Genomic DNA, 26045 nt, shown 5'->3' with positions numbered 1-26045 from the left:
AAGCATAAAGATTTTTAGGTAGAGCGATCGCAGGTTTTTTGACATATTCATTAAAATAAGCACTTTATTATGATATATAGTCTCGCGCTTCAAAACTCGTGCTTCAAAATAAGAAACATATGCGAGCACGATAAAAATTATGATTGTGAGCCTTTGCTAAAGCCAGTAGAATAGGCAAATGCTAAATTTAACCCCTCGTTATACTCATACTCGCATCGACGAGTTACCGCTCGCATTGCAACCCCTTGCTGCTCAATCATCAACGCTTGCTCGCTTATATGCAGGTCGCGGTATCACCGATCCTTCAGAACTTGATATTGGGCTATCTGGATTGTTACCTGCTGAGAAGTTGCACGGTGTCATAGAAGCAGTCCGTCTATTAGATGAAGCAATTGACAAAGGTCAACGCATCTTAATCGTTGGTGACTTTGATTGTGATGGCGCAACCAGTACAGCACTGATGATGCGCGCACTCACCAAAATGGGTGCTGTGGTTGATTTTTTAGTGCCTGATCGTTTTAAGTATGGTTATGGTCTAACGCCAGAAATCGTTGAGTTGGGTATCAAGACTTATCAGCCAGATATGATAGTGACGGTGGATAACGGGATCTCCAGCCATGAAGGTGTGGCGCGCGCGCAAGCAGATGGCATCACCGTTATTATCACTGATCATCATCTAACTACTAAAGAAACACCGCCAGCACAAGCGGTGGTCAATCCAAATCAGCTTGGTTGTGGTTTTGCCAGTAAAGCGCTGGTAGGAGTAGGCGTGGCTTTTTATGTACTTGGACGTCTGGCTAAGTTACGCCGTGCAGAGGGTAAGTCTACTGTACAAGTTAGCCAGTATCTAGACTTAGTGGCGCTCGGCACGATCGCCGATGTTGGCGTGCTCGATAAAAACAACCGTATCTTAGTACATCACGGTCTGGCTGCTATTCGCCAAGGTCGCTGCTGCTTAGGTATCTTGGCTTTATTAGAGCAAGCAGGGCGCGACCCTAAGAAATTACAGGCACAAGACTTCGGCTTTGTCTTAGGTCCGCGTATCAACGCCGCTGGACGTATGGACAATATGCGTATCGGTATCGAATGTTTATTGACCGAAGATTGGCCTACCGCGCAGCGTTTGGCTCAGGAGCTTGAACAGTTAAATCGTACTCGTCGTCAGGTAGAATGGGAGATGCGAGCACAAGCAGATAGTATTGTGCAGGCATTAACTGAAACTGATAGTAATGATGTTAGTGACGACGATACTAGTGACGACGCTGCTATTGAAAATAACGAAAGCGATGATGTAATTGTACAGTGTGCGCCCAAAATAGAAACTATCAACACGCACAAACGCAGTATTGTTTTATATCAGGACGACTGGCACCAAGGCGTGATTGGCATTGTGGCTGGACGCTTAAAAGAAAGTCATTACCTACCTAGTATTGTTTTTGCACCAGCAGATACGCAGCGGACGGGCGAAGACGATGCCATCAAAGGCTCAGCACGTTCTATCGCTGGTGTACATATTCGTGATGCGATTGAGCAAGTCGCTGAGCGTCATCCTGATCTCATCAGTCACTTCGGTGGACATGCAATGGCCGCAGGCTTGACGCTTAAACGTCGTAACTTCGACGCATTTGAGGCAGCATTTAATGACGTCATGGCACAGATAGAGGATGAGGTTTTTGCAGAACAGAAATTCAGTGATGGGCCGTTGCAGGCAAGTGATTTTAGCTTATGGTTTGCTGAGCATTTGGCCGATGCTAGCATTTGGGGTCATGGTTTTGCGCCGCCAATATTTGACGGTGTGTTTGAAGTACTGAATTTTAAGATATTAAAAGACAAGCATCTTAAATTATCACTACGATATCCTGATGTGCAGTACCCGATTGAGGCCATTTATTTTAATTTTGATAGTAGCCTTTGGGATTACCGTGCCGAACACGTTCATTTGCTGTTTCAATTGGACATCAATGAATGGAATGGCAAGCAAAGCTTACAATTGATGGTCAAAGACTTAGCGATAGTAAAAACGACTTGAGATACGGACTGTATTAGCCATTAACTCCTTTAATATTTCCATTCAAGTGTTGGAAACTGCCAGTCATAGCGTATCGCCAGCATACGTAAAGTAAAAATCGTACTCATCGTGGCAATATCTGTGATCCAATCTCGTACGCCAAGATTGTGCAGGGCAAAGTAGAGAATACCGCCAGTCAATGCCGCAGTGATATAAATCTCTTGCTGAAGCACAAGTGGAATCTCATTGCAGATCATATCGCGAATGATGCCACCAACGATGATGGTAATCACGCCCAGCAGTAGAGCAACAGGCACATTGGTTCCCATACTGTCAGCGACTTTGATACCAATGAGTGTAAAAGCAGATAACCCGATCGTATCGGACAGTCTAAGGAATTTATTGACGCGTTTAGAATTGGGATGAAAAAATATTTGCATCACTAATGGAGAGATAGTGATGACTGTCAGATAGCTCATATCTACCATCCAAAATAATGGATGACGGTTTAAGATGACATCGCGGACAGTTCCACCACCAATCGCCGTCACAATAGATACCAAGAGACAGCCGAACACATCGAATTTTTTATGTTTGGCCAGTATGGTGCCTGAAATACTGCAAGCCACAATACCGATCATATCAAAGAGATATATCAAAGAACCGGGGTCAAAAGTGGTGATTAGCGTTGCAGGATCCAATGCGATTGCCAGCATGAGCAAGTCTCACTAAGTTTAGAGGATAATCAATATTGGATACGTTGAACCAAAACTGATGCGTCAACACTACCATATTTGCATCAAATCACTCACGTTAAAAGTTCATACTAAGCAACTAAGCAACTAAGCAACTAAGCAACTAAGCGAATAGACGGCAAATGCCAGTCGAACTTCAGTGCTAGCATACGTACCGCAAAAATGACAAACAGCATAATAAATTCATTGATACCAGCGCTGACGCCGAGATACTGTAGGCATAAATACGTTACAGATCCTGCGATACTGGCTGTGATATAAATCTCACGCTGTAATACTAGCGGTATCTCATTACAGATAATATCACGTAGCATCCCACCAATAATGGCTGTCCAGACGCCCATCATGATAGCGACAAGGGGAGACATACCTTGGGTTAAGGCGATCTTAAAACCAATCACACTAAAAGCAGCCAGTCCAATCGCATCAAAAAGCTTAAGCGCATTATCAATCTTATGATACAGATGGAAGAATATTTGTAAAATAAGGGATGTCGCAGTAATGACAATCACATAGTTAAGATCGGTCATCCAAAACAAGGGATGACGATCTAGCGCCATATCGCGTAGCGTACCGCCGCCAATGGCATTGACCATTGATACCAATATACAGCCAGAAATGTCTAAACCTTTATGCTGAGCCAGCAATGTGCCTGCGATGGCGCAAGCGATCACGCCAACCATGTCTAATAAATATAATAAAATATCTGGAAAAATTAAAGCATTGCCCATGGTTGTAGTACCAAGTAGTGACCATAAAAATAGCTTAAGGACAGTTGCCTTAAGCCGAATTTAAACCAAAATTTTAAAAAACGTTTTGTATTGGAGGGGCATTAACCATCTTTGGCAAACAGAATCAATCCAACGATAATCAAGCCAATACCCAATAAACCCATTGCTGGTGGCATAGAATTATTCAGCAACAGCATCCCGCCAATCAAAGCAAATATGACTTCACTGGCTTGTGTCGCATCCACGCCAGCGACCTCACTAGACGTTTCTGCTTTTTCACGTGCATACAAGAAGATACTGGTAGCCCCAACGCCTGCTAACAAAGCGACAAGCAACGTGTTAAATAACTGCGACGTATCTGGCATATCAGGACGAATAATAAGACCTAATAGCAGCCAAAATGGCAAACTTCCGAGTGTCATTAGCCATACTTTGTTAAAGGCGTTTTGTAGCAAGTTGGTTTCGATAGCTGGTATGCGCGCAATAAGAGCTTGCAAAAATGAGGCAGAAGCAGGGGCGCGGGCATGATTGACGTTTAAGATGGCGTCTGCCGTGTGACTCGCATCCACTGATAAGACAGGCGCTTCTGTAATTAAAGCGTTTGTGTCCTCACTCTTGTCGTTTTGTGGGATACGACTGTCTTGGCTCGATAATAAGTCAGCACGCTGCTTACGATTGTTATAAGACACCTGCCAAACCAGCTGATTACCAATAGGATAACTAAAGGCAGCAATCAGCGCTGGTAAGGCACCATACAGCAGCATGTCTTTCATTGGTGCCGCATTGGTATCCAAGGTAGAAGCCGCATGCATGCCTTCACTGATATTGACCATAGCCACACCCACGAATACCAGTAGCGCATAGGCAATGAATTTTTTATCAAAGCGCTGTCCAAACGCCACCAATACTATCAAGCTTGTCACGACAGTGAACATAAAGGTTGCGGCAACAACCCAACCTGCAACGTGATCGGCTGCATAGCAAATACCTGTATAAAAGACCCCAAAACCAATACTGCCTGTAATGCACCAAAACACCCAATGCTGACAAAAAATAGCCATGAGTTCTTTGATACGGCCGGTGCCATGCTGAATCGCAATGATGGCTGTGACAATCAGCAACATAAACACATAGCGCATACTGGCTGACCAAAACCAATGTCCACCAGCCGCGCTCATTAACTCGTTTAAAATAAAGGTTGAGCTAAAAAATGCGCCCGCTAATAAGCCCAATAAAATTAGTTTGATCATGCCGATACCTTCATCCTTGGCGTACTATGTAATAAGATCGTTTACGTCGATTGTTTATTTGCCTTTGGCGTCTGCCCAAATGATTTTGTGTAGTTGTAACTGAAAGCGCACAGGCAGAGCATCAGCCAATATCCATTCTGCCAATTCGCGTGCCAATACGGGTACATCAGGACCGATATCTTCATTAACGTCCTCTCCCACATTGAACATAGGAGAAAACCAAACCGTACCAACCCGCTCACTGAGATTATGCTCAGCCAGTTTGGCATTTGCCCACTCATAGTCTGTGCGGTTCATAATGACGAATTTGATTTGATCATGCTGAGTCAAATAGTCGAGATTTGACCACAAGTTTTTATCAACTTCACCTGAGCTTGGCGTTTTGAGATCCATCACTTTACTGACGGCAGGTGGGACGTTTTCTACTGTCAAAGCGCCAGCCGTTTCAAGCGATATCTCATAGTCTTCATTCAGTAGACGCTTCATCAACTCAATCGCGTTGGGTTGAGCGAGAGGTTCACCGCCAGTCAAGCAAATGCGTTTACATGGGTGGCTTTTGATCATCGATATGATCGTATCCAATGAATGACGTTCACCGCCCGTAAAGGCATATTCGGTATCACAATAGACACAGCGTAATGGACAGCCAGTCAGGCGCACAAATATCGTTGGTAAGCCTGAGGTCAGCGCTTCACCTTGTAAGGAGTAAAATATTTCTGTCAAACGTAGACCCGCTTCAGGATCTGTGACAGGGATGGTGGCATTACGTAAGATTGACATAAAGAGGCACAGTATAGGAATAAGAATGAAAAAATTAAGGATGAAAAAATGGGAGTAGAGTCACCACTTTTGTCGCTGTATTATACGCTGATATTAATCAGTAAACCGTTGTTTGCGAAGAGTAACATATTTTGAATAGAGAATTCACAAATGTCTTAATTGGTATTATGATCCATCAATCATTTTAGATCTGCATACCTTTCTAAGACCTCATATCGAAGGATGTTTTTTATTCGGTTACTGACAGTATAAAGGTGCTTAGAAAGCTCTAAGCACCTTTGATAAAAACTGTCATGAAATGAGTCAGTTATTAAGTTTAGTCTAAACGCAATAACTCATTTACAGCCGTTTTTGCACGCGTTTGTGCGTCTACTTTTTTCACGATAATCGCAGCATATAAGCTGTGTGTGCCATCTTCTGATGGCAAGCTACCTGGTACGACAACAGAACCGGCTGGTACACGACCACGATGAATCTCGCCAGTTTCGCGATCATAAATACGCGTAGATTGACCGATATAGACACCCATAGAGATGACAGCGCCTTCTTCTACGATCACGCCTTCAACGATTTCAGAGCGAGCACCAATAAAGCAGTTATCTTCGATAATAGTTGGGTTGGCCTGTAATGGCTCTAATACACCACCGATACCAACACCACCTGATAAATGAACATTTTTACCGATTTGGGCGCATGAACCCACAGTCGCCCAAGTGTCTACCATAGCGCCTTGATCGACGTAAGCGCCAATATTGACGTATGATGGCATGAGTACAGCGCCAGCTGCGATATATGAACCTTTGCGTGCAACGGCTGGTGGTACAACACGGACGCCAGCTTCTTTAAACTGAGCTTCGGTCCAATCTGCAAACTTAGTCGGTACTTTGTCATAAAACTGTACATGTTCGCCAGCGGCTTGCACATAGTTGTCATTGAGACGGAAAGACAATAACACAGCCTTTTTCGCCCATTGGTTTACGACCCATTCGCCATCTTTTTTTTCTGCAACGCGCAATGTACCGTTATCTAATTGCTCCAGCACTTGCTCGACCGCTTCACGAACGTCCTGTGGCATGGTGCTTGGGCTGTATTCGTTGCGATTTTCAAAAGCTTGTTCGATGGTTTGTTGTAATGACATAAAGGTTCCTAATGTTGATGAAAGAGTAGTACAAGTAACTATTATTAAATAAGTATTATAATGAAATAAAACGTATGACTTGAACGGAAAATTTGCTTGTCATATTGTCGCTAATTTAGCGACTTTTAGCAAACGCGTTGAGGGTAAACTTGCGTGTCTGCTTTAGTGATTAGAGATATTACCGTCTAACCACTCCAAAATATCTTCATAAACACTCTGATTGTCTGTTTCATGCAATGGCTCATGGCGCATGTTGGCATAGAGCTGAATATCCACAGTGCTAAAATTTTGTTTGTTTAAGCGCGTCACAATCTTACGAATACCTTTACCCATATCACCGATTGGATCTTCTTCCCCACTGATAAATAGCATTGGGAAGTTTTTGGCAATCGTGGTAGACCAGCGTTTATTTAAGCCTGTCTCCATCAGGGAAAACAAAGTCATAAAGCCGTTATTAGTAAAGTCAAAACCGCTCAATGGATCGGCTTCATAAGCGGCAACATTGGCTGGGTTCTCACTCAACCAAGCAAATGGCGAAGAAGGTGCGTGATGATCAAGTCTGAAGTTGAGCACCTTATTCATGGCTGCCCCCAACACTTTATTTGGTTGTCTGGGAGCGACTCGTGCCAGTAGTCGATTGATAGGCAGTAACACTTTGGTCAATGGATTGGTATCGGCGGTTCCCATCAGGATGGCACCCGCAAAATTGTGGGCATGATGCTTGAGCACGTTGCGTACAATGAATGAGCCCATAGAATGACCCATCACAAAATGCGGGACGTTAGGGTGGCGAGACTTTAGACTATCTGCCATAACAATGACATCTTTCAATAACGACTGTACTGGATGCTCCTCGCCAAAAAAACCTAAGTCTGCTTCTGTTTTAACGGTCTGGCCGTGACCAAGCTGATCATAAGTGGCGACAGCGATACCGTTATCTGCCAAAAACTGCGCAAAATCTGTGTAGCGACCACTGTGCTCTGCCATGCCATGTACAATCAATAAGGTGGCTTTTATCGTTGTGTCTTGATTGCTTGGTTCAAAAAAACTGTGATGTAAGTAATGGATGTTATCAGAGGACAGAATGTGATCATGACTGGTATCAGGGTGGCTAAGCATATAGATCTCCTTAAAGGGTATGACTGTCTTTTAATTTTAATCAAATGGTTTCGAATTTTAGCAAATCATCTAGAAAATGATTTTAAAAAAGTGTGTCAAAAATATCAGCCTATTATACGTCTCATCCTCAATGATTGTACGTAACACTGGTAATCGTCTGACATTTTTTATCCTTTTTTCTTACTTTGGCTGCTTTTATGTCATTCAAAATCTATGCGTATGTTACCAGATTGGTAAACCCCAACACTTGATAGTCTCATTGTATTGATAAATTGACGGACTGATGCGCACAATTGAGCGTTAAGTTTATAGCGATTAGACTCACTAAAGACCTTTTAAATAGCGCCTTATCTCTTTTTAGACAAGGATAAAGGTTTACAATGTTTCTTAATTTTGCTTAAATAGTTTAACAAATGAAACTTTGTTTCGCTTAGCAGAACGATATATTCATAAAGTGCCGTATAGAATAATATTTGGATAAGTTTGTTATGTTTCTTTGTGATAGCCAAATCAATAAGGCTTATTGAGAGTGGTTGACCATAGAACGTACGGTTTATTTATCAGAAAGATTACTATACTATTACAGCTCTGTAATGCGTTAATTGCAGTAGTAATGCAATTAGATTTATTAAACTGATTATCTTCAAGGATGAATTCAATGCTCAATTCTCTAAAATCCCCATTACTTTTATCAGCCATGCTAAGTGCCATTTTAGGTCTGACAGCGTGCTCATCTCCAAGCTCAGAGAACAGCGAAAGCGCAGCAGCAGATAGTAGTGCTACGGACGAAAATAAGCTTGATACTAAGTTTCTTACTATTGCGACAGGCGGCGCATCTGGCCCATACAATATTATTGGTACTTCATTATCAGAGGTCTATGTGAAGACTTTTGGAGTGAACTCAAAAACGCAAACCACGGGCGCTTCAGTTGAAAACGTCAATCTATTGACTCAAGGCAAAGTCGACATGGCGTTGGCACTGAGTGATGTTGTGACAGACGCAGTAGAAGGCAAAAACAACTTTGATAAGCCAATCACCAATATTCAACAGCTGGCTGTCTTATATCCTAATGTGGTGCAAATCGTCACTACCAAAAAATCAGGTATCAAAAATATCGAAGACCTAAAAGGCAAGCGTATTGCAGTAGGCGATCAAGGCTCTGGCACAGAAGTAAATGCGCGCACTCTATTAGAAGGTTTCGGTATCACCTATGATGATATCACTGTTGATTACTTGGGCTTTTCTGAAGCAGCCGATGGTATGAAAGCGGGCAAAATCGAAGCGGCGTTCTTTAGTAGTGGCCTTCCAAACTCCTCACTTATGGAGCTAGAGCAAGGCTTAGACTTGCAATTGGTCACCATCAATCAAGACAAGCTCAAAGAAATCATTCAGTCAAAACCTTACTTTAAAACTTTTGAGATTCCTGCTGGTACTTATGGCAACGATGCAGCCATTCCAACCGCTGCCATCATGAATGCTTTATTGGTCAACTCTGATTTATCAGAAGCAGATGGCTATAAGTTGACCAAAACACTATTCGATAATTTGGATGGTCTAAAAACAGCGCACCAAGCGGCCAATGATATCAGTCTAGAGACGGCTAGTGAAGGTATGGTTGCTCCTATCCACCCTGGCGCCAAAAAGTACTATGATGAACAAGCTGCCAAATAAGCAGTTGTGGCTAGTCAGTGGCGCAGTAGGCATTGCGGCACTGATCTTTTTTACCCTATCGATGGGCTTTGCTCATCAATCTGTTGTTGAAGTGCGAGTCGCAGGGCTAGAGGGTAATGAGGACAAGGTTTGTTATTTTACCGACCCTAATTTTGAGCTGCGCTGGATACATTCTGTAGAAAAGCAATGGTGGGAAGAGCAATATCAACGTATGGACGATGAGTTGCTCCTGACCACCACTTATTTTGAGGCTTTCGGGGCAGGCACGCCTTCTACCGAAAAACTCGCTCCCGTACAAAAACCTGGCTATCTGGGTTATCAAATTGATGAAAAGCTGCCTAACCTTAACTGGGTAGTATCTAGACTGACCAAAGGTGAGATTGATTACGGTGGCCATCGTTTTTTGATTCATCAATGGGTGCCAGACTATTCTGAAGTGGTGATCATGCCTAAGACGTATGGTTTAATTGATAGATTTGAAAAGGACTTGTGTCATGAACTCCCAAGTGACGGATCACAATAATGATTTGCCCATACATTCCAACACCGACTCTCATACTAATGTCGACGCTGAACTTGAGGTGCAAGCCCACAATAAAGCCATATTAGAAAAATACGATCGAGAGTCAATCACGCGTCATATCACTCAAGGACCAGTAAAGTATTTTATCGCTGGTATTTGTATACTTTATTCGCTTTTTCATTTGTATATCACCTTTAACCCGATGCCAGCATTGCTACAGCGTTCTGTACACGTGGGCGTTGGTTTTGCACTTATCTTTTTGATTTTTCCCGCCAGTAAAAAAAGCAGCCGCAAACGAGTGGCTTGGTATGACTGGATTTGGTTTTTATTGTCTTTGTCCGGTATGAGCTACCTGATTTACGAGTATCAAGATATTGTTACCTCACGTGGCGGCATGGCAAATATGACTGATGTCATATTCTCTTTGATTACCGTCATCTGCGTATTAGAGGGCAGTCGCCGTATCACTGGTTGGATTTTACCGATATTGGCCGCTATATTTTTGGCGTATCCGTTTGTGAGTCACATGGACTTTATGCCAGACAGACTATTGACTCGCCCTTATGACATGGGTGATATTTTTGGTCAATTATTCCTAAAAACGGAAGGTCTATATTCTGTTGCGATTGGCGCGTCAGTGACCTTTATCTTTTTGTTCATTCTCTTTGGTGCGTTTTTAGCACGCTCAGGAATGGGACAGCTGTTTAACGATTTGGCACTCGCTATCGCCGGTCACAAAAAAGGAGGACCTGCAAAAGTCGCGGTCATCTCTAGTGGCTTTATGGGTAGTATTAATGGGTCAGCGCTATCGAATGTGGTCAGTACGGGTGCCTTTACCATTCCGTTAATGAAAAAAGTCGGTTATCACAAAGATTTCGCGGGCGCGGTTGAGGCCAGTGCCTCGGTTGGTGGACAGATATTGCCACCAATCATGGGAGCCAGTGCCTTTATTATGGCGGAGACTACAGGTCTGCCGTATAGCACGATAGCCTTGGCAGCCTTGTTGCCTGCGATATTGTACTACTTGGGCGTTATTGCGCAGGTGCATTTCCGCGCTGGGCGTCGTGACTTAAAAGGTATCGCCAAAGAGAGCTTGCCTGCGGTAAAAGAAGTGTTAAAAGCACGCGGTCATATGCTATTACCGATTGTCTTCTTGATTTTCTTATTAATCAGAAACGTACCCGTGGGATATGCAGCCGCTTATACCATTGGCTTTACCGTGGTCATCAGTATGTTACGTGCTGAAACGCGCATGAGTTTTTCTGATATTTTGGGTGCACTAGAAGATGGCGCGCGCCAGTCGCTCGCGGTAATGGCGGCTTGTGCGGTCGTGGGTATTATCATTGGGGTCGTGAGTTTGACCAGCTTTGGTACGGTAATGACATCTTCTATCGTCACACTTGGCGCAGGGTCGTTGTTCTTTACGCTTATTCTAACGATGCTAGCATCTATGGTCTTAGGGATGGGGCTGCCCTCTATTCCTGCCTATATTATTACTGCGACAATGGCTGCTCCAGCCTTGGCCGGTTTTGATATTCCGATTTTGTCAGCGCACATGTTTGTATTTTACTTCGGTATTTTTGCTAACATTACACCGCCTGTGTGTTTGGCGGCCTTTGCTGGTGCTGGTATATCCGGTGGCGATCCGATGAAAACTGGGTTTTTATCGCTCAAACTGGCGCTGGCAGGATTTATTGTGCCCTTTATGTTTATTTATAACCCAACAATGCTTATGATAGATCCAACAGGTCTGGCAGTTACGGCCAAAGATTTCCCACTGCCGCCGATCGTGGATATCATTACGGTTGTTGTAACGTCAGTCATGGGTGTCATTGCCTTAAGCTCCGCACTGGAAGGCTATTTTAAGGGAGACATGAATCCGGTGACTCGCGTTATCTTAGCTATTGGTGCGTTGTTACTCATTTATCCTGAAATTACCACAGGTATTGCGGGCGGCGTGATCGTTCTTGGTATTGCTGCATGGAATATGAAGACAAGTAAAGCACCGACACCAACGGTGAGTGTGTAGTAGCTAATATTCATAGATTTTTAAACCAAAAAAAGGGTGAATAGCAGATATCTGTTATTCACCCTTTTTCGTTTATCTATACTTGGTTATTAATTATCGAGCCATTATCAGCAACCAAGTTTGCCTTCCGCTTCTAAGGCTTTTTTGCTACGAATAGGGGCTGGGCAATCTTCGCCATAGTATTGACGATCGGCAAAGTAGCTTGAACGTACCATTGGGCCTGCCCAAATGCTAAAGAAGCCGATCTTTTTGCCGTAGTCCATATAGCGTTGGAACTCATCTGGATGGACATAACGGTCAACAGGGGCATGGTTCTTACTAGGCTGTAGATACTGACCAATCGTGATCATGTCTACGTCATGCGCTTTTAGATCATCGAGTAGGGCATAGATCTCTTCTTCTGTCTCGCCAAGACCAACCATAAAGCCGCATTTGGTCGCGATATCAGGACGACGCTCTTTATAAAGCTTAAGCAAGTCGAGTGAATGCTGATAGTCAGAACCTGGACGGAAGGCTTTGTATAGACGAGGCACGGTTTCGATGTTGTGGTTAAACACATCTGGCGCGGTCTCTGTCAATAAATCCAACGCAATATCCATACGACCACGGAAATCGGGTACTAGGATTTCAATTAAGCAGTTTGGGCTTAGCGCTCTTGATTCGTTAAGCACTTCGACAAAGTGTCCAGCTCCGCCGTCTTTAAGATCATCACGATCGACAGAGGTGATTACGGCATATTTAAGCTGTAGACCTTGGATTGTCTCAGCGGTATGACGTGGCTCATCTTTATCTAGCTCATTAGGGCGACCATGACCGACATCACAGAACGGGCAGCGACGTGTACAGATATCACCCATAATCATAAAGGTCGCCGTACCATCAGCGAAGCACTGTGGCAAGTTAGGGCATGCCGCTTCTTCACAGACGGTATAAAGCTTTTGCTCACGCAATGTTGCCTTGATACGAGCAACTTCAGCAGGTGAGGACATTTTTACCCGAATCCAATCAGGCTTTTTCTTAGCCTCAACGGTTGGAATCACTTTAATTGGGATACGCGCAACTTTATCATAGCCACGCAGTTTTTCGCCTTGGATAGCCTTTTTAGGTTTGGCCTTGGCGGCAGGGACATGGGTTTGTACGGCAGTTGTCATAATAAATTTATCTCTTAACCCTTTATAGAATAAGGGTTTATGGAATTATTAGCATGGTTTCTGAGTTGAGCTATTATAACAGAAATTTGAAGACGGATTTTTAATCAATGCGATTAAGATTATTCTGTGTTTAAAACGACTACGTTTGCAAAAATACTGGCCATTAAGGCTATCGGCTATCAAAACCATTATGCGACTAAGAGTACTATGACGCTACCACAAAGCCTAGTTTTAGATATCAATATCGATATTCAACTCATTCAGTGCTTCTATGGCAGCACGAAACGCCTCTTGAGTGGCAGGCGCACCGCAGTATAGCAAGCTATGCATTAGGACTTCTCGAATCTCAGCGACACTAGCGCCATTGTTGATGGCACCGCGGATATGTCCTTTTAACTCGTTTGGACTTTTTTGCGCAATTAAAAAGGCAATGGTAATCAGTGAGCGATATTTGCGCGGTAACACTGAGTCATCTTGCCACGTGCTGCCCCAAGCGTGTTCAATGATCCAGTCTTGCAGTGGCTGAGTAAATCCTGTAGCCGCATCAAGCGAGCGTTTGACATGCGCTTCACCCATCACTTCGGTACGAACCTTTAGACCATTTTCATAATAGGTGGTAGTGTTTATACTCGTATCTAGATCAGTATCCCTGTTGTCGTTCATGTGGCATCCTTGCGCTAATAAAATGGATATTGCTGCGCTATTTTAGCAAAATCATATTTTTATCAAAGCAGTATGTGATAAAAAACGATATCTATCATATGGTATTTACTTTGGTATAAATCAAGCAATCAGTGATAAAAACTGTTTGACCAGAGTCAAATTCGAAAAATGCTCATTTTAAAAAAGCAGACAATCATATTTTTGATACTACTATTTTTCTGCTAAATGTCCAATATGGCCCCATTATGCGCCTTTTCAAAGCTCAGCCATTAACATTTTGAGCATTTTAAGCTATGATTGCACGACTCATTATTCCATACGGTACATGGGCGCAGGCTGTCATGTTGACTACCCACGTCATGTACTAATTCCCAACTGACGAGGACGATTATTGTGTTAGAAGCTTATCGTAAACATGTCGAAGAACGTGCTGAGCTAGGAACGGTTCCGCTACCATTGAACGAAAAACAAGTAGCAGAGTTGGTTGAATTACTAAAGAACCCGCCAGCGGGCGAAGATGCATTTTTGATGAACTTGCTAGAAAACCGTATCCCTGCTGGTGTTGACCAAGCAGCTTACGTGAAAGCGGCATTTTTGGCAGCTATCTTAAAAGGTGAGACCTCATCACCATTGATCAGCAAGCAAAAAGCGGTTCAAATTTTAGGTACGATGCAAGGTGGCTATAACGTGCAGCCATTGGTTGCGGCACTAGACGACAGCGAAGTCGCACAAGACGCAGCTGACGCATTGAAGAAAACGCTATTGGTATTTGACGCGTTCAATGACGTGACTGAAAAAGCTGAAGCGGGCAATACTATTGCCAAAGAAGTCGTTCAATCTTGGGCAGATGCAGAATGGTTCTTAAGCCGTAATGCTGTGCCAGAAAAAACGACATATACCACGTTCAAAGTGACTGGCGAAACCAATACGGATGATTTGTCACCTGCGCAAGACGCATGGAGCCGTCCTGATATCCCATTGCATTCATTAGCCATGCACAAAAACTCTCGCGACGGCATCAATGCTGACGAAGAGGGCGTTGTTGGTCCAATGAAGCAAATCGAAGCATTGAAAGAAAAAGGCCATCCATTAGCTTATGTTGGTGACGTGGTTGGTACGGGTTCTAGCCGTAAGTCTGCCACCAACTCAGTATTGTGGCTCATGGGCGAAGACATTCCTAACGTGCCAAACAAACGTGGCGGCGGTCTAGTACTAGGTAACAACATCGCTCCGATTTTCTTCAACACGATGGAAGATTCTGGCGCATTGCCAATCGAAAAAGTTGCGGTTGATAACCTAAATATGGGCGATGTGTTTGACATCTATCCATACGAAGGCAAAATCACGAAGCATGACTCTGATGAAGTACTATCTACTTTTAACTTGAGTTCGCCAACTTTGCTTGATGAAGTGCGTGCTGGCGGCCGTATCCCATTGATCGTTGGTCGTGGTTTGACCAACCGTGCGCGTGAGTACATGGGCCTTGGTCACTCAGACGTGTTTGCTAAGCCAGAAGAGCCAGCTGATACTGGTAAAGGTTTTACGCTAGCACAGAAAATGGTTGGTAAAGCGTGTGGCCTAGAAGGCGTACGTCCAGGTATGTACTGTGAGCCTAAGATGACCACCGTTGGCTCTCAGGATACGACTGGCCCAATGACCCGTGACGAGCTAAAAGACTTGGCATGTTTGGGTTTCCAAGCAGACCTAGTAATGCAGTCATTCTGTCATACGGCGGCTTATCCAAAGCCAGTTGACGTTGAGACTCAGCACACATTACCTGACTTTATCATGAACCGTGGCGGCGTTAGCTTACGTCCAGGTGATGGTATCATTCACTCATGGTTGAACCGTATGCTACTTCCAGATACTGTTGGTACTGGTGGTGACTCGCATACTCGTTTCCCAATGGGTATCTCGTTCCCAGCAGGTTCTGGCTTGGTTGCTTTCGCAGCTGCGACTGGTGTGATGCCGCTTGATATGCCTGAGTCTGTTCGCGTCCGCTTTGTCGGTGAGCGTCAGCCTGGTATCACCTTGCGTGACCTAGTACATGCGATCCCTTATCAAGCGATCAAAGAAGGCTACTTGACCGTTGATAAGAAAGGCAAAATCAACGAGTTCAACGGCCGTATTCTTGAAATCGAAGGTCTAGAAGATTTGACCGCTGAGCAGGCGTTTGAATTATCTGATGCCTCAGCTGAGCGTAGTGCGGCTGGCTGTACCATCACTTTATCTGAAGCATCAGTGACTGAGTACCTAAACTCAAACATCACGCTGCTTAAGTGGATGATTTCAGAAGGCTATGGCGATGCACGTACGATCAGCCGCCGTGTTGAGCAAATGCAAGAGTGGTTGGCTAACCCAAGCCTCATGCGTGCTGATGATGATGCTGAATATGCTATCGACATCACTATCGATATGAGCGAGATCAAAGAGCCTATCCTTTGCTGCCCGAACGATCCAGATGATGCCAAGACTTTGGCAGACGTGGCCGGTGATACCATTGATGAAGTATTCATTGGTTCATGTATGACCAACATTGGTCACTTCCGCGCCGCTGGTAAATTGCTACAAGACGTACCAGCAGGTAGCCTCAAGACTCGTCTATGGATTGCACCACCGACCAAGATGGATGCACGCCAGTTGATGGAAGAAGGTTACTACAACATCTACGCTCAAGCCGGCGCTCGTACTGAAATGCCAGGTTGTTCACTATGTATGGGTAACCAAGCACGTATCGCACCAAAATCTACTGCGGTATCGACCTCAACTCGTAACTTTCCGAACCGTCTGGGTCAAGGCGCTAACGTATATCTGGCTTCTGCAGAGCTTGCAGCAGTTGCAGCGGTACTTGGTAAACTGCCGACTAACGATGAGTATCAGCAGTACGCTGGCATGCTAAACAGCATGGGCGATGAAGTGTATCAATACATGAACTTCGACCGTATGGAAGACTATACGGAAGAAGCAGACAAGATCAATGTTGCTCAGTTGAGCTAATCTTGAGTACATAAGCTTTTAAAATTAAGAGCTTTATACTTAAAAATAAGAAAACCCCGTATCGTCATGATGCGGGGTTTTTTATTGATGACTCTAAGAAAACTAGTATTCATTTACAAACTTTTATTGAGTATCTATAATCAAAGCTAATTGTTGATAATTTGCAATGACGATTTCTACTTTTCACGCCTGAGATAATAAGCCCTATGGAAAATAATATTAAGCTTGATAAAACGACCCCGCCACCATTACCAAAAAATATGACTACGGGCAATCACAATGCTGAAGAAAACTATGGAATCATTGATTGGTTCAAAAAGTGCATAAGAAACTATGTCAATTTCTCTGGTCGGGCACGCCGTAAAGAGTTTTGGTATTTTTCTTTGGTATATATGATCTTGGCAATTTTTGCGATGATAATAGATGCAATTATTTTTGACGCAGAAACAGGGCCTGTATATATAGTTGTAGCGCTTGGTATTGCTTTACCCAGTATTGCTGTTGGTATTCGTAGGTTACATGATACGGGTCGCTCAGGATGGTGGTTTTTAATATCCTTAATACCACTGATAGGCGGCATTGTGTTTCTTGTATTTTGTGCTAATGATACTAAGCCTGAATCCAATCAATGGGGCCCACCAGCAAAATAGTCTGGCCTAGGATAAGGTCGGCTTTTGATAAATCTGTTTACGTCTGTATAAATGTACTAACTGATTTTCCCAGTTATCTTGTGTATAATACAAGTGCAGGCGGAAACCGTGGCTCTGCACTTCCTTTATCTTTTCTAACTCGGGACGGACCGATACTTTGATACGCACTTTGCTGTTTAAATACAGGTGCTTTGGAGTCTTGGTTAATGATCTTCTTATCCCCACTCAAACGCCGCATTGTCTATGTGGTTGTGTTCGAGATTGTCGCAATCATCTTGTCTACCTTTGTATTAATGCAACTCAGCAACAGCGATGCGTCAGAATCGTTGCCTGTCGCGATGATGGTCTCTCTGGCAGCCGTTATTTGGAACTTTATATATAACACTGCTTTTGAAGCATGGGAGCGTCGCCGCCGCATTGTAAATCGTACTCTGTGGATACGCAGTGCTCATGCGTTTGGTTTTGAAGGTGGGCTGGTGTTGATTTGCTTGCCACTCTACATGATTTGGTACGATGTTGGTTTGGTAAAAGCCTTTATGATGGAAGTAGCGCTACTGCTATTTTTCTTAGTCTATACTTTTACGTTTACTTTAATTTTTGACAAGATATTTACCTTACCTTATGAATATAAACCACTGTCTTCTCAAGTAGAAAACTCTTGAGCAATCATATTAAAAACGATAAAAAAGGCCGCCTTATGAGCAGCCTTTTTTATGATGTTACTTGCCTCGATACACGGGTTTGCGCTTCTCCATGAAAGCAGTAATCCCTTCTTTGAAATCCTCTGTCACTGCCATCATGTTTTGTTGTTCAACTTCCATGTCGAGCGCTTCGTTCAATCCGCCAAATGCATGTACATTGATCATGTGTTTCATAGAGGCCAATGCCTTGCCAGGTAGATTGCTCAAGCGCGTGGCTAGTGCGTGAACGCTTGCATCTATCGCATCAGCACTGACAACCGTATTGACCACATTTAATCGCGCCATATCATCGGCTTTGAGCTTATCACCGAGCATAACCAATTCAGTCGTCTTTGCCGCGCCAATCAATTGATTCAATAAGTAGATACCGCCTGCATCTGGAATGAGACCAATATTGACAAACGCTTGAACAAACTTCGCATTCTCGCTGGCGATACGAAAGTCACAAGTCAGTGCTAAGTTCATACCAGCACCTGCCACTGCGCCTTCTAGTTTTGCGATAATTGGTTTGTGGATATTGCGCAGCTTCAGGCTAATCTCTGCCACTTCTCTCAGCATAAAATCAAGTTTAGCAACCAAGGCTTCAGATTCCATACCGTTTTCAAGCATTTCACCAATGTGACCACCACTAGAGAAATTATTGTTTGCACCCTGTAGTATGATGACGCGTATCTCTGCGTCCTCATCAGCTTTGTTAAGTGCTTCCATCATCGCGTTTTTTAATGGGGTGCTAAACGCATTCAGGGTTTTGGGATCGTTCATGGTGATAGTAGCGATGTGATTTTCGCTTTGATACTCGACAAGAGAGTGTGACATCCTATATTTCCTTATTTTTAATGATTTTTTAACATAATGATTTGAAGCTAACAGACGAAAATTAATGACAAAAAGACGCTCAGTGCTCATTACTATAGCAGCTTGCTATGATGATGAAAGTCGGTTTTGTGAGCGCTTAAGACACATTCCAGCATCGGTTAAATACGATAAATGAGCACAGGTATTTCGTACGACAATCTCAATATGTATCGTTATTCAAAATTTCGGTCATACGATAATATTGCAAGGATCAAGCAAATCGATTGGATGATGCGGCACTTTGATAGAAGATATTTAAGAGGGTGATTGATATTATTTTGATAAAAAAGACCACTATCTTTATGTGATAGTGGTCTTTTTATATCATTAGATGTGTCAGTAGGTAACGGCTAGAGGCCTGAAATATAGTCGATACTACCGTCGTCTACTTTGCCAAACACTTCAGCGCGATTTACGATCTCAGTTGCCCAAGCACGATGGGTGGCAGGTTCAAGCATGGTGTTGTTGTATTTGAACACAGCCTTGGCCTCACTATGAAGTATTGCTTGCGCCTCATCTAAAACGCTCGACGGTACGCGATACGCTTGCTGTACCAATGCAATTTGGCTTGGATGAATAACGGTCTTACCGACCAATCCCAAACTGACATCATGAGTCAGCTCTTGCATAAACAGCGTTGGCTGATCCAAATACTCAAACACCGGCGCTGTCAAATAAAAACCATGCGGCACAAAGCAGCCAAGTAACTGATAAGCAAGGGTGCCGATAGGGGTATCATAAACGATGCTGTTTTTTGGACGACGCAGGCGCAGCGTGGCAAATAAATCATTACCACCGATACGCAGTGCAAAAACGGGCTGGTTGAACGCTTCTTTGAACGCAATGGCCAGCTCTTGGTTATGATGCGGATCAAAAAGTGCAGCGGTTTCAAGGGTTGGCATGAGCAATTGATCGGCGCTCAGGTTCTGACAAGCCATGCGCCAATTGGACAAGCTACACATATCGACTTTTGGCATGACAAAACCATCAATCAGGTCGATATTGGCATAATCAGCCAGCTGTTGCAGCATGGCCGGATTACGTGGACGAATAAATACCAGTGGCCGAGTCGGATGTTGCGCTTGCTGCTTTGATTGAAGGTTATTTTGTTTTGATGGATTATTAATACTGTCTATATGCGTGGTCCATGTCTGGAGCAATACTTGCAAGCGTTCGAGTGCCAATTCGACATCATTATGACTGACTGCATCTTCTAGGCAAATGATAATGCTATTAATCGTTGGCAGTTTTTCACGCGTGATGACTTGCCAAATGTCTTGGCGCGTTGCAGGCATATAAAGACTGGCACCAAGCTGATAAGGATGATGGGTATGCGGTCTGACCATTGCATGACGCTCAGTCACCAAATGCGCGTAAGACTGGGTATAGCTATAAGTGTTTGACTCATTGTTTAACGTATTTGGCATAATCGGCATCGTAAATAGTGAATGGGTATAAAGGTAAGGTAGAAACTATGAATGGTATCAATCCAGTTCTTAAGGTCTTTTACACAGATATATAGACAGTCGGCATCAATGATCTTTGGTACGCTGCTTAATAAGGGTAATGGCTTGATAAGGCAGTATTTTATCACCTAATACACTGACAATGATATTGCGTTGCTTGCATAAGTGTCGCAGCAATGTGGTATCAGGGTGTTCGGCAGTTGCCAGTAATATACGCTCGGGGTCACGGCGCAGTATTGCTCGTGTCGCCTCTGCAATCGTCGGCTTGATACGGTTGCGATTGGTAATGCCATAATCGGCTGCCAGTTTGTCAATTAGGTTGGCCGTCTGGTAGCGTGGCTGCTTGAACGTTGATAAATACTGCGGCGCTATAGATAAACTGTGGCGTACGGTGTTGATACGCTCAATAAAAGCCAAGCTTTGATCTGCTTCAACCAAATTGTCATAAAAAACACTGCGGTGAAGCCCTAATTGAGGCTCGGTGTATAAACTGCGCGATATGAGTCCTGATACGGTACTGTTTAGCAGCCCTGAGGGTATCAACCAGTCTTCCTCACTGGCAGCCAGCCAAGCAACACCCGCAGGGTCAGCCAAGGTCAATAACGGAATCACCTCAGCACCTTGATGGAAAATACTGGTAAAGTTAGGGTGATTGGCGTCGCTAAAGGTCTCAAGACTGCGGGTGAGCTCTTGATAAATCGCCCCTTTACCTGTCCAGCCATCGACGAACACGATAGGAGAGTCTGGATAAGCGTCCAATAGCATTTGTAGAGCAAGTGGATCAAGACCACGATCGCGTATGATACTAATGCCATAATGTACACTTGGCAACGCGTAGCTGCTCTGCGTATCGGCAAGGGCTCTTTGCAATAGCACCCCAATCGGCAAGCCTGCTCGCACTAAACTGACCAAGACCAATGGCTGCTCTTCGCTGACGGTTGGCTGAAAAATACGATGTAAGGTATAGGCCAGGTTTGCAATATCAGTTGCGGTTCTCGCAGCTCCTTGTTCTAGTGCTTGAATGTAGAGCTGTTCGTGCGTGACACTTGGTGCTTGCTCTAGCGTCAGCATATCTGAATAATGGCGTTGCCCATTTTGGATAAGGGCTTCTTTTTGGCTGACAGGTACATCAGCAACAGCATCTTTAGCGACAATATCGAGCAGTACCGTCACATCGCTGGCAAGATAGCTACCTGAGCCATAGTTTGCTAAATCGGCTCTTTTCGTGTTTTTATTATTTGAAATCATAAGGGAAATATTCACACTCGTAGTGATGACAATGAGGTTGCGCGATTGGGATCAAACAGGGCTAATGAGCAGGGCATTGTTCATGTAGCTGACCATGATTGGGCATGCCGTACCAGTCAAGCAATTGCAGAAACGGCAAATCTGCTAAGCTGTCACCAAAGCCAAAGCTTGGACGCTTTTTGTCTAAATGGTTGTCTAATAGAAACTTTACGGCATGACGCTTATGAACGGCATGCGGCAATATCGCCAAATTATTCGCATTCACATGTACATAAAAATGAGCGTCAAAATCTGGTATCAGCGTAGGTAGCTGCTTTGCTAAATCTGCTAGTACTTGATGGTCTTTTTGCGCATGTTTAATGGCCAAATAAACAGTCAAATTCGCATCATCATTGTTGCTCGTACCATGACAGAAGCCATCAGTATGCGGTGTCAACACTAAGCCATCAAAAGGGTTATTAGATGGGCTATTAATCAAATCGGTAAGCTGGTGCAATTTTTCTTGCATGGGTGCAAGTGCTTTATGCATCTGCTGCTGCCAATCACTTAGCAGTGCTCCATCAGCCATTAAGATAATTGCGCCATGAGTCAATACTTGCCAGCTACTAAAGGGCAGCTTTACACGCTGAATTTCGCTGCGATCACGCGCCGTCACTACGATTAGGTCAGTGCTATTGAGTAGCCAATTAAAGAAGATTGCTTGGCGCTGACTCATAAAACTTAGCGGTTCACCTTGTTTATTGACTGTGGCACAGACCAAATATTCTGGCTCAGCAGTAGGCACATTCCATGCGTCGATTTTACGCTGAGTTTGGAATAAAGTATCGTCCAAATCCATGAGAGAGTAAGGCTTAGTAATGTTTGAATTTGCTTGAAAAAATGGTGTGGTCATGGGTCATTTGTGCCTTGATTATTTTTAAATAATTCGCTTTGATATAAAACACTATCGATAACATCTTTTGTTCTTAAATAGGCTTTTACCCCATCAATTTTCATTAGTAAGTATATTTCTAATGCAAAAATTGGTATTAGCGCAAAATAAAATAAAAGCTTAGTCTCTAGAAATGACACGAAGAAAGCTGCCATAATTACTATCCACAATAAAAAGCCTATAGTAACGAGAGCAATGAATTTTCGAAAATTATGCACCCAATAATCTGTCAGAATATTAAGGCTTTTGCTATATCTTCCGTCTTCAAATTTTAGGATGTTACTTGATTTTAAGTCACTAAGGTCATACAGATCGATTTCTAAGCGGCTTTGAGACATTAAAAACTCTATTTCTTCAACCTTATAGCCTTTGAGTACATAAAATCGCTTATAAAAAAGCTGCTTAATAAGAAATGGTTGATTGCTTAATCGTTCACCAAATTTGTCATCATCGATGATTTTACATAGTACTTCAAATTGCTTGTCATCTTTGGTATCGATACGATTGATAAGATAATTAAAGACCCTTGCTAATAAAAAAATGACTGCAAATACAAGCGCGATGATAGACAAAATATTGTCACTAAATCCTAAAGCTATTTTGATATTATGTAGAAACTCAGTTATGCCCACTATCAACACCTACCACGAGTACGTTATCTAAATCTTTCCATAGCTCATCAACACTGTCTTCTGAGGTTTCTACGCATAAGACAATCAAGTCCCATTCTTTTGGATCAACATTATAAGCAAAGTTGGTCATGCCAAGCCCGTAATTATCATTAAAGCTCAACATAGTGGTAATGGCGCCACCAAGCGCAATCGGTGAGCGTGTCAACGCACTAAAGTTAACCTGAAACTCGGTGTTAGCCTGTTGTCTTTGCATGTGCGTTTCAAGCCATTCTGCCAATAAAAAAGGCAGCCAAACAAACTCATTGCTCCCCAGCACCAAGATTTTTTTGGGCAATTGAGTAGCCGCGAAGTCATCTTGAGCACTGAATTTGGCAAAAGACGTCTGAAATCTTGACAGATAGTTATTAAAGCCATCTGTGCTGTCTATCGTTGGAAAACGGCCCCAACCGCCCGTATGACCCAACGCTTGACTGCCAGCCTCAGTTGTATCGACTGATGGCATGATAATTGGCTCAGGATTAGGTGCATCTGTCCACTGCCAAGCCCCAGAAAGCAAGTGATGACGATGGAAATCAACACCTGCCAAGCGAGCCGCCATTTGCTCAGGTATCGCGCTATCGTCTGTCTTATCTTTATCCAATGACCAATCAACCAACGTGGTGAGATGCACTTGTTCTAACTGCGTTAGTCCTGCGTTACGTAAAGCAGTGACAACATTGACACACGTATTGCCTGTTGATGCTTCATCATCGACCATGATAAGAGTTTTGCTGGTGAGCAATTGATCTTGAGTGACGGTGTCGGCACTTTGATAAATTAAATGCTGGCTGGCATGGCTGTGGTCTTCACTAAACGTCGTCAGCAGTGATTCAGCACTGTCAGCAGTGTGCTGCGCATGACGGGTAGAATTTAACAGCAAAGCAGTTGGATAACGCGTTTGTAGCGCTTGATGTACGCCAGCTGATAAGCCAACGGCGGTTTCAGCCATGCCAATGACCAATATAGGCTGAGGCAACTGATTAGGCACTAGATTGGCAAGCTCGGTAAAAGCATGACGCATAGTGCTGGGAGCAACAGGGATATGACGACCCAATACTTTTGAGACAAACAAAAACGCCCGTTTGGGATTGATGCGCTGGGCAAAACCAAGCAAGTCTTCTAACTGGTAATGATTACAATTGTCCAATCCTTGCTTATTTGAGCCGTGGCTACTTACGGCAGCGTTGATCTGATAAGTTAAGTCAAGCGTGCCTCGCGGCAAAGTAATAGTCGTACTGTGTTGCTTATTTGACATTCATGTTCCTTGAGGCTTTTAATTTTATACAGCGATACGCTTTTTTTAACATTAGCGCTTTGCCAATCGTAGCGCAGCCAGTTATTTACTCAGTAGTGCTTTCTTCAATTTTTACGCCTGTCATGACCGTACGCACTTGGCAGGGTATTATCTGTTGCGCAATATCTGCAAGCTTTGGTTTTTCGGTCAGACCCATCCAATAACCAAAACCAATTTGTGTCAAATCCACACCGCTATGGGCGGTATAACCAATACCACCAGACGGGCGGCTATTGATTTCAAGTACACGATGCTGGCCATGCTCATCAGCTTTGGTTTGCACACTGACGATACCGTCACAGCCGAAAGCTTTGATTAGTGGAATGACAACATCCATGACCGATTGCTCATAACCGATGTGCTGAATTTTTCCTGTTTTATAGCGTGTGACCGCAGCCAAGACTTCGCCATATTCGCATACCACATCGATTGAGTACTCTTGCCCAGGTAAATAAGGCATCAGTAACATCGGAATAGGGCGCTCTTCTAACATTAGACTGTGTGTATAAGCATTGATAAACTGAGCCGTACTGATTCTTTTTTCTTCAGTAAAATACAAGTGCTCAAAGCTATCATATTGCTTGCCTATCTCTTGTCCTGAATCTAACTGCCAAAATCCTTGAGCAAAGATACCTGTGACGGGCTTGATGCATAGTGGCTGATGATCATGTTCGGCGAGTAAGGCCTTGAGCTCTGCAATATTGTCAAAGCGCCAAGCGTGAGCGACAGGGATATCATACTGATGACACTGTTGCATAAAGGCGAACTTATCATCGATTGTTTTTAAGGCATCGACGCTGGTTGCACCTGTTAATAAACGAATACCCGCTGCGTCAAATTCCTTACGGTGCGTTTCATATGAGATATTATTACGTCCAGTGAGCACTACTTTGGCATGGTTTAGACGTGCATGTTCTAAGACAAACTGCCAACGCGGCATGACTGGTTCGGCATCAGATTTTTTGTCGATATTGGTAGTGTCAGTCTTGGCAGTGGTGTCATACGGCTCATAATATACTGTATCAGCGAATTCGAAAATCTCAGGTCTATTATGACGGTGTGAGGCGATGATGGTAAACGGCGTAATGGACTGATCTTTTAATACTTGTAGGCTGGCTAACATATCGCGCTGGCTAGATTGACCTTCAGCTAACCAAGCCGCTATCGATGGGGTATGATGGCTATCGTGAATAGGGTTATCCATAATTCTCTCTTGTCATAAATGTAAACGGTCATTGGATAACTCAGTGTCGTCATCGCAACACTATCAGCAATGTCAGTCAGACCAAATAGGGTATGCGCCATACTGCCGATAGCAGCGTATATTATATACAAATGCTAGACGTTATAAATACTCCTAACACGATAGTAGTGAGTATTTTTTCATAGCTATTTTTTGAATATTTTTAACAC

22 protein-coding genes are annotated in these 26045 nt (G+C 43.5%); 7 read left to right on the top strand and 15 right to left on the bottom strand.

Annotated features, from left to right (window positions below; all coding sequences use genetic code 11):
• The first annotated feature begins 178 nt into the window (after positions 1-178).
• Entirely contained in the window at positions 179-2029 is a 1851-nt protein-coding gene (recJ, locus tag CZ794_RS03000; RefSeq protein WP_087040145.1) for a single-stranded-DNA-specific exonuclease RecJ, read from the top strand.
• A 29-nt stretch (positions 2030-2058) separates the two neighbouring features.
• Here the strand turns inward: recJ and CZ794_RS02995 are convergent, their stop codons facing one another.
• From CZ794_RS02995 to CZ794_RS02970, 6 genes are all read right to left on the bottom strand, one after another.
• Positions 2059-2724: a trimeric intracellular cation channel family protein gene (locus CZ794_RS02995; protein ID WP_087040144.1), complete on the bottom strand. Its 666-nt coding sequence runs from the start codon at positions 2722-2724 to the stop codon at positions 2059-2061.
• A 134-nt stretch (positions 2725-2858) separates the two neighbouring features.
• On the bottom strand, positions 2859-3494 hold the full coding sequence (locus CZ794_RS02990; RefSeq protein ID WP_087040143.1) for a trimeric intracellular cation channel family protein: 636 nt from the start codon (positions 3492-3494) through the stop codon (positions 2859-2861).
• Between the two features lie 101 nt (positions 3495-3595).
• Positions 3596-4744 (bottom strand): multidrug resistance efflux transporter family protein, encoded by a 1149-nt coding sequence (locus CZ794_RS02985; protein WP_087040142.1) that lies wholly within the window; start codon positions 4742-4744, stop codon positions 3596-3598.
• A gap of 54 nt (positions 4745-4798) precedes the next feature.
• Positions 4799-5524, bottom strand: a complete 726-nt coding sequence (gene queE / locus CZ794_RS02980) for a 7-carboxy-7-deazaguanine synthase QueE (RefSeq protein WP_087040141.1) — start codon at positions 5522-5524, stop codon at positions 4799-4801.
• 316 nt (positions 5525-5840) lie between these two features.
• Complete coding sequence (gene dapD, locus CZ794_RS02975; protein WP_062845016.1) at positions 5841-6662, bottom strand: 2,3,4,5-tetrahydropyridine-2,6-dicarboxylate N-succinyltransferase; 822 nt, start codon at positions 6660-6662, stop codon at positions 5841-5843.
• A 162-nt stretch (positions 6663-6824) separates the two neighbouring features.
• A complete protein-coding gene (locus CZ794_RS02970) occupies positions 6825-7781 on the bottom strand; it encodes an alpha/beta fold hydrolase (RefSeq protein ID WP_087040140.1) in 957 nt (318 codons plus the stop codon).
• Positions 7782-8439: 658 nt separating this feature from the next.
• Between CZ794_RS02970 and CZ794_RS02965 the strand changes: the two genes are divergently transcribed.
• The 3 genes from CZ794_RS02965 to CZ794_RS02955 are packed head-to-tail and all read left to right on the top strand — an operon-like array spanning position 8440 to position 12005.
• Positions 8440-9453 carry a TAXI family TRAP transporter solute-binding subunit gene (locus CZ794_RS02965; protein WP_087040139.1) on the top strand — a complete coding sequence of 338 codons (1014 nt, stop codon included), beginning with the start codon at positions 8440-8442 and terminating at the stop codon, positions 9451-9453.
• Positions 9431-9976 (top strand): DUF1850 domain-containing protein, encoded by a 546-nt coding sequence (locus CZ794_RS02960; protein ID WP_087040138.1) that lies wholly within the window; start codon positions 9431-9433, stop codon positions 9974-9976. Before CZ794_RS02965 ends, CZ794_RS02960 begins: the two co-directional genes overlap by 23 nt.
• On the top strand, positions 9948-12005 hold the full coding sequence (locus tag CZ794_RS02955) for a TRAP transporter permease (protein ID WP_218778297.1): 2058 nt from the start codon (positions 9948-9950) through the stop codon (positions 12003-12005). The genes CZ794_RS02960 and CZ794_RS02955 overlap by 29 nt, the downstream gene beginning before the upstream one ends.
• Before the next feature lie 107 nt (positions 12006-12112).
• Here CZ794_RS02955 and lipA read toward each other — a convergent pair whose 3' ends face one another.
• Positions 12113-13156, bottom strand: coding sequence for a lipoyl synthase (gene lipA, locus CZ794_RS02950; RefSeq protein ID WP_087040137.1), 1044 nt, complete (start codon positions 13154-13156; stop codon positions 12113-12115).
• Between the two features lie 231 nt (positions 13157-13387).
• Complete coding sequence (locus CZ794_RS02945) at positions 13388-13819, bottom strand: carboxymuconolactone decarboxylase family protein (RefSeq protein WP_087040136.1); 432 nt, start codon at positions 13817-13819, stop codon at positions 13388-13390.
• Between the two features lie 393 nt (positions 13820-14212).
• Here CZ794_RS02945 and acnB point away from each other — a divergent pair, with 393 nt between their 5' ends.
• From acnB to CZ794_RS02930, 3 genes are all read left to right on the top strand, one after another.
• Complete coding sequence (acnB, locus tag CZ794_RS02940) at positions 14213-16816, top strand: bifunctional aconitate hydratase 2/2-methylisocitrate dehydratase (protein ID WP_087040135.1); 2604 nt, start codon at positions 14213-14215, stop codon at positions 16814-16816.
• Between the two features lie 206 nt (positions 16817-17022).
• On the top strand, positions 17023-17466 hold the full coding sequence (locus CZ794_RS02935) for a DUF805 domain-containing protein (protein ID WP_256958845.1): 444 nt from the start codon (positions 17023-17025) through the stop codon (positions 17464-17466).
• A 206-nt stretch (positions 17467-17672) separates the two neighbouring features.
• Positions 17673-18128, top strand: coding sequence for a PACE efflux transporter (locus tag CZ794_RS02930; protein ID WP_087040134.1), 456 nt, complete (start codon positions 17673-17675; stop codon positions 18126-18128).
• A 57-nt stretch (positions 18129-18185) separates the two neighbouring features.
• Here the strand turns inward: CZ794_RS02930 and CZ794_RS02925 are convergent, their stop codons facing one another.
• The 7 genes from CZ794_RS02925 to CZ794_RS02895 all read right to left on the bottom strand — a co-directional run bounded on the left by CZ794_RS02925 (position 18186) and on the right by CZ794_RS02895 (position 25836).
• Positions 18186-18983, bottom strand: a complete 798-nt coding sequence (locus CZ794_RS02925) for an enoyl-CoA hydratase/isomerase family protein (protein ID WP_087040133.1) — start codon at positions 18981-18983, stop codon at positions 18186-18188.
• 389 nt (positions 18984-19372) lie between these two features.
• A complete protein-coding gene (locus CZ794_RS02920; RefSeq protein WP_087040132.1) occupies positions 19373-20449 on the bottom strand; it encodes an HpcH/HpaI aldolase/citrate lyase family protein in 1077 nt (358 codons plus the stop codon).
• Between the two features lie 105 nt (positions 20450-20554).
• Positions 20555-21736, bottom strand: coding sequence for a cysteine protease StiP domain-containing protein (locus CZ794_RS02915; protein WP_087040131.1), 1182 nt, complete (start codon positions 21734-21736; stop codon positions 20555-20557).
• 61 nt (positions 21737-21797) lie between these two features.
• Positions 21798-22628 carry an HAD hydrolase family protein gene (locus CZ794_RS02910; protein ID WP_087040130.1) on the bottom strand — a complete coding sequence of 277 codons (831 nt, stop codon included), beginning with the start codon at positions 22626-22628 and terminating at the stop codon, positions 21798-21800.
• On the bottom strand, positions 22625-23299 hold the full coding sequence (locus CZ794_RS02905; RefSeq protein WP_087040129.1) for a hypothetical protein: 675 nt from the start codon (positions 23297-23299) through the stop codon (positions 22625-22627). The genes CZ794_RS02910 and CZ794_RS02905 overlap by 4 nt, the downstream gene beginning before the upstream one ends.
• The gene (locus tag CZ794_RS02900; protein ID WP_087040128.1) at positions 23286-24593 is read right to left on the bottom strand and encodes a phosphoribosyltransferase domain-containing protein; all 1308 of its coding nucleotides are present in this window, start codon (positions 24591-24593) and stop codon (positions 23286-23288) included. Before CZ794_RS02900 ends, CZ794_RS02905 begins: the two co-directional genes overlap by 14 nt.
• Before the next feature lie 85 nt (positions 24594-24678).
• Positions 24679-25836 (bottom strand): ATP-grasp domain-containing protein, encoded by a 1158-nt coding sequence (locus CZ794_RS02895; RefSeq protein WP_087040127.1) that lies wholly within the window; start codon positions 25834-25836, stop codon positions 24679-24681.
• Positions 25837-26045: the final 209 nt, after the last annotated feature.

Origin of the sequence: Psychrobacter sp. JB385, assembly GCF_900163785.1 — a bacterium.
Taxonomy (GTDB): domain Bacteria; phylum Pseudomonadota; class Gammaproteobacteria; order Pseudomonadales; family Moraxellaceae; genus Psychrobacter.
This window is presented reverse-complemented; position numbering and strand designations above follow the sequence as displayed.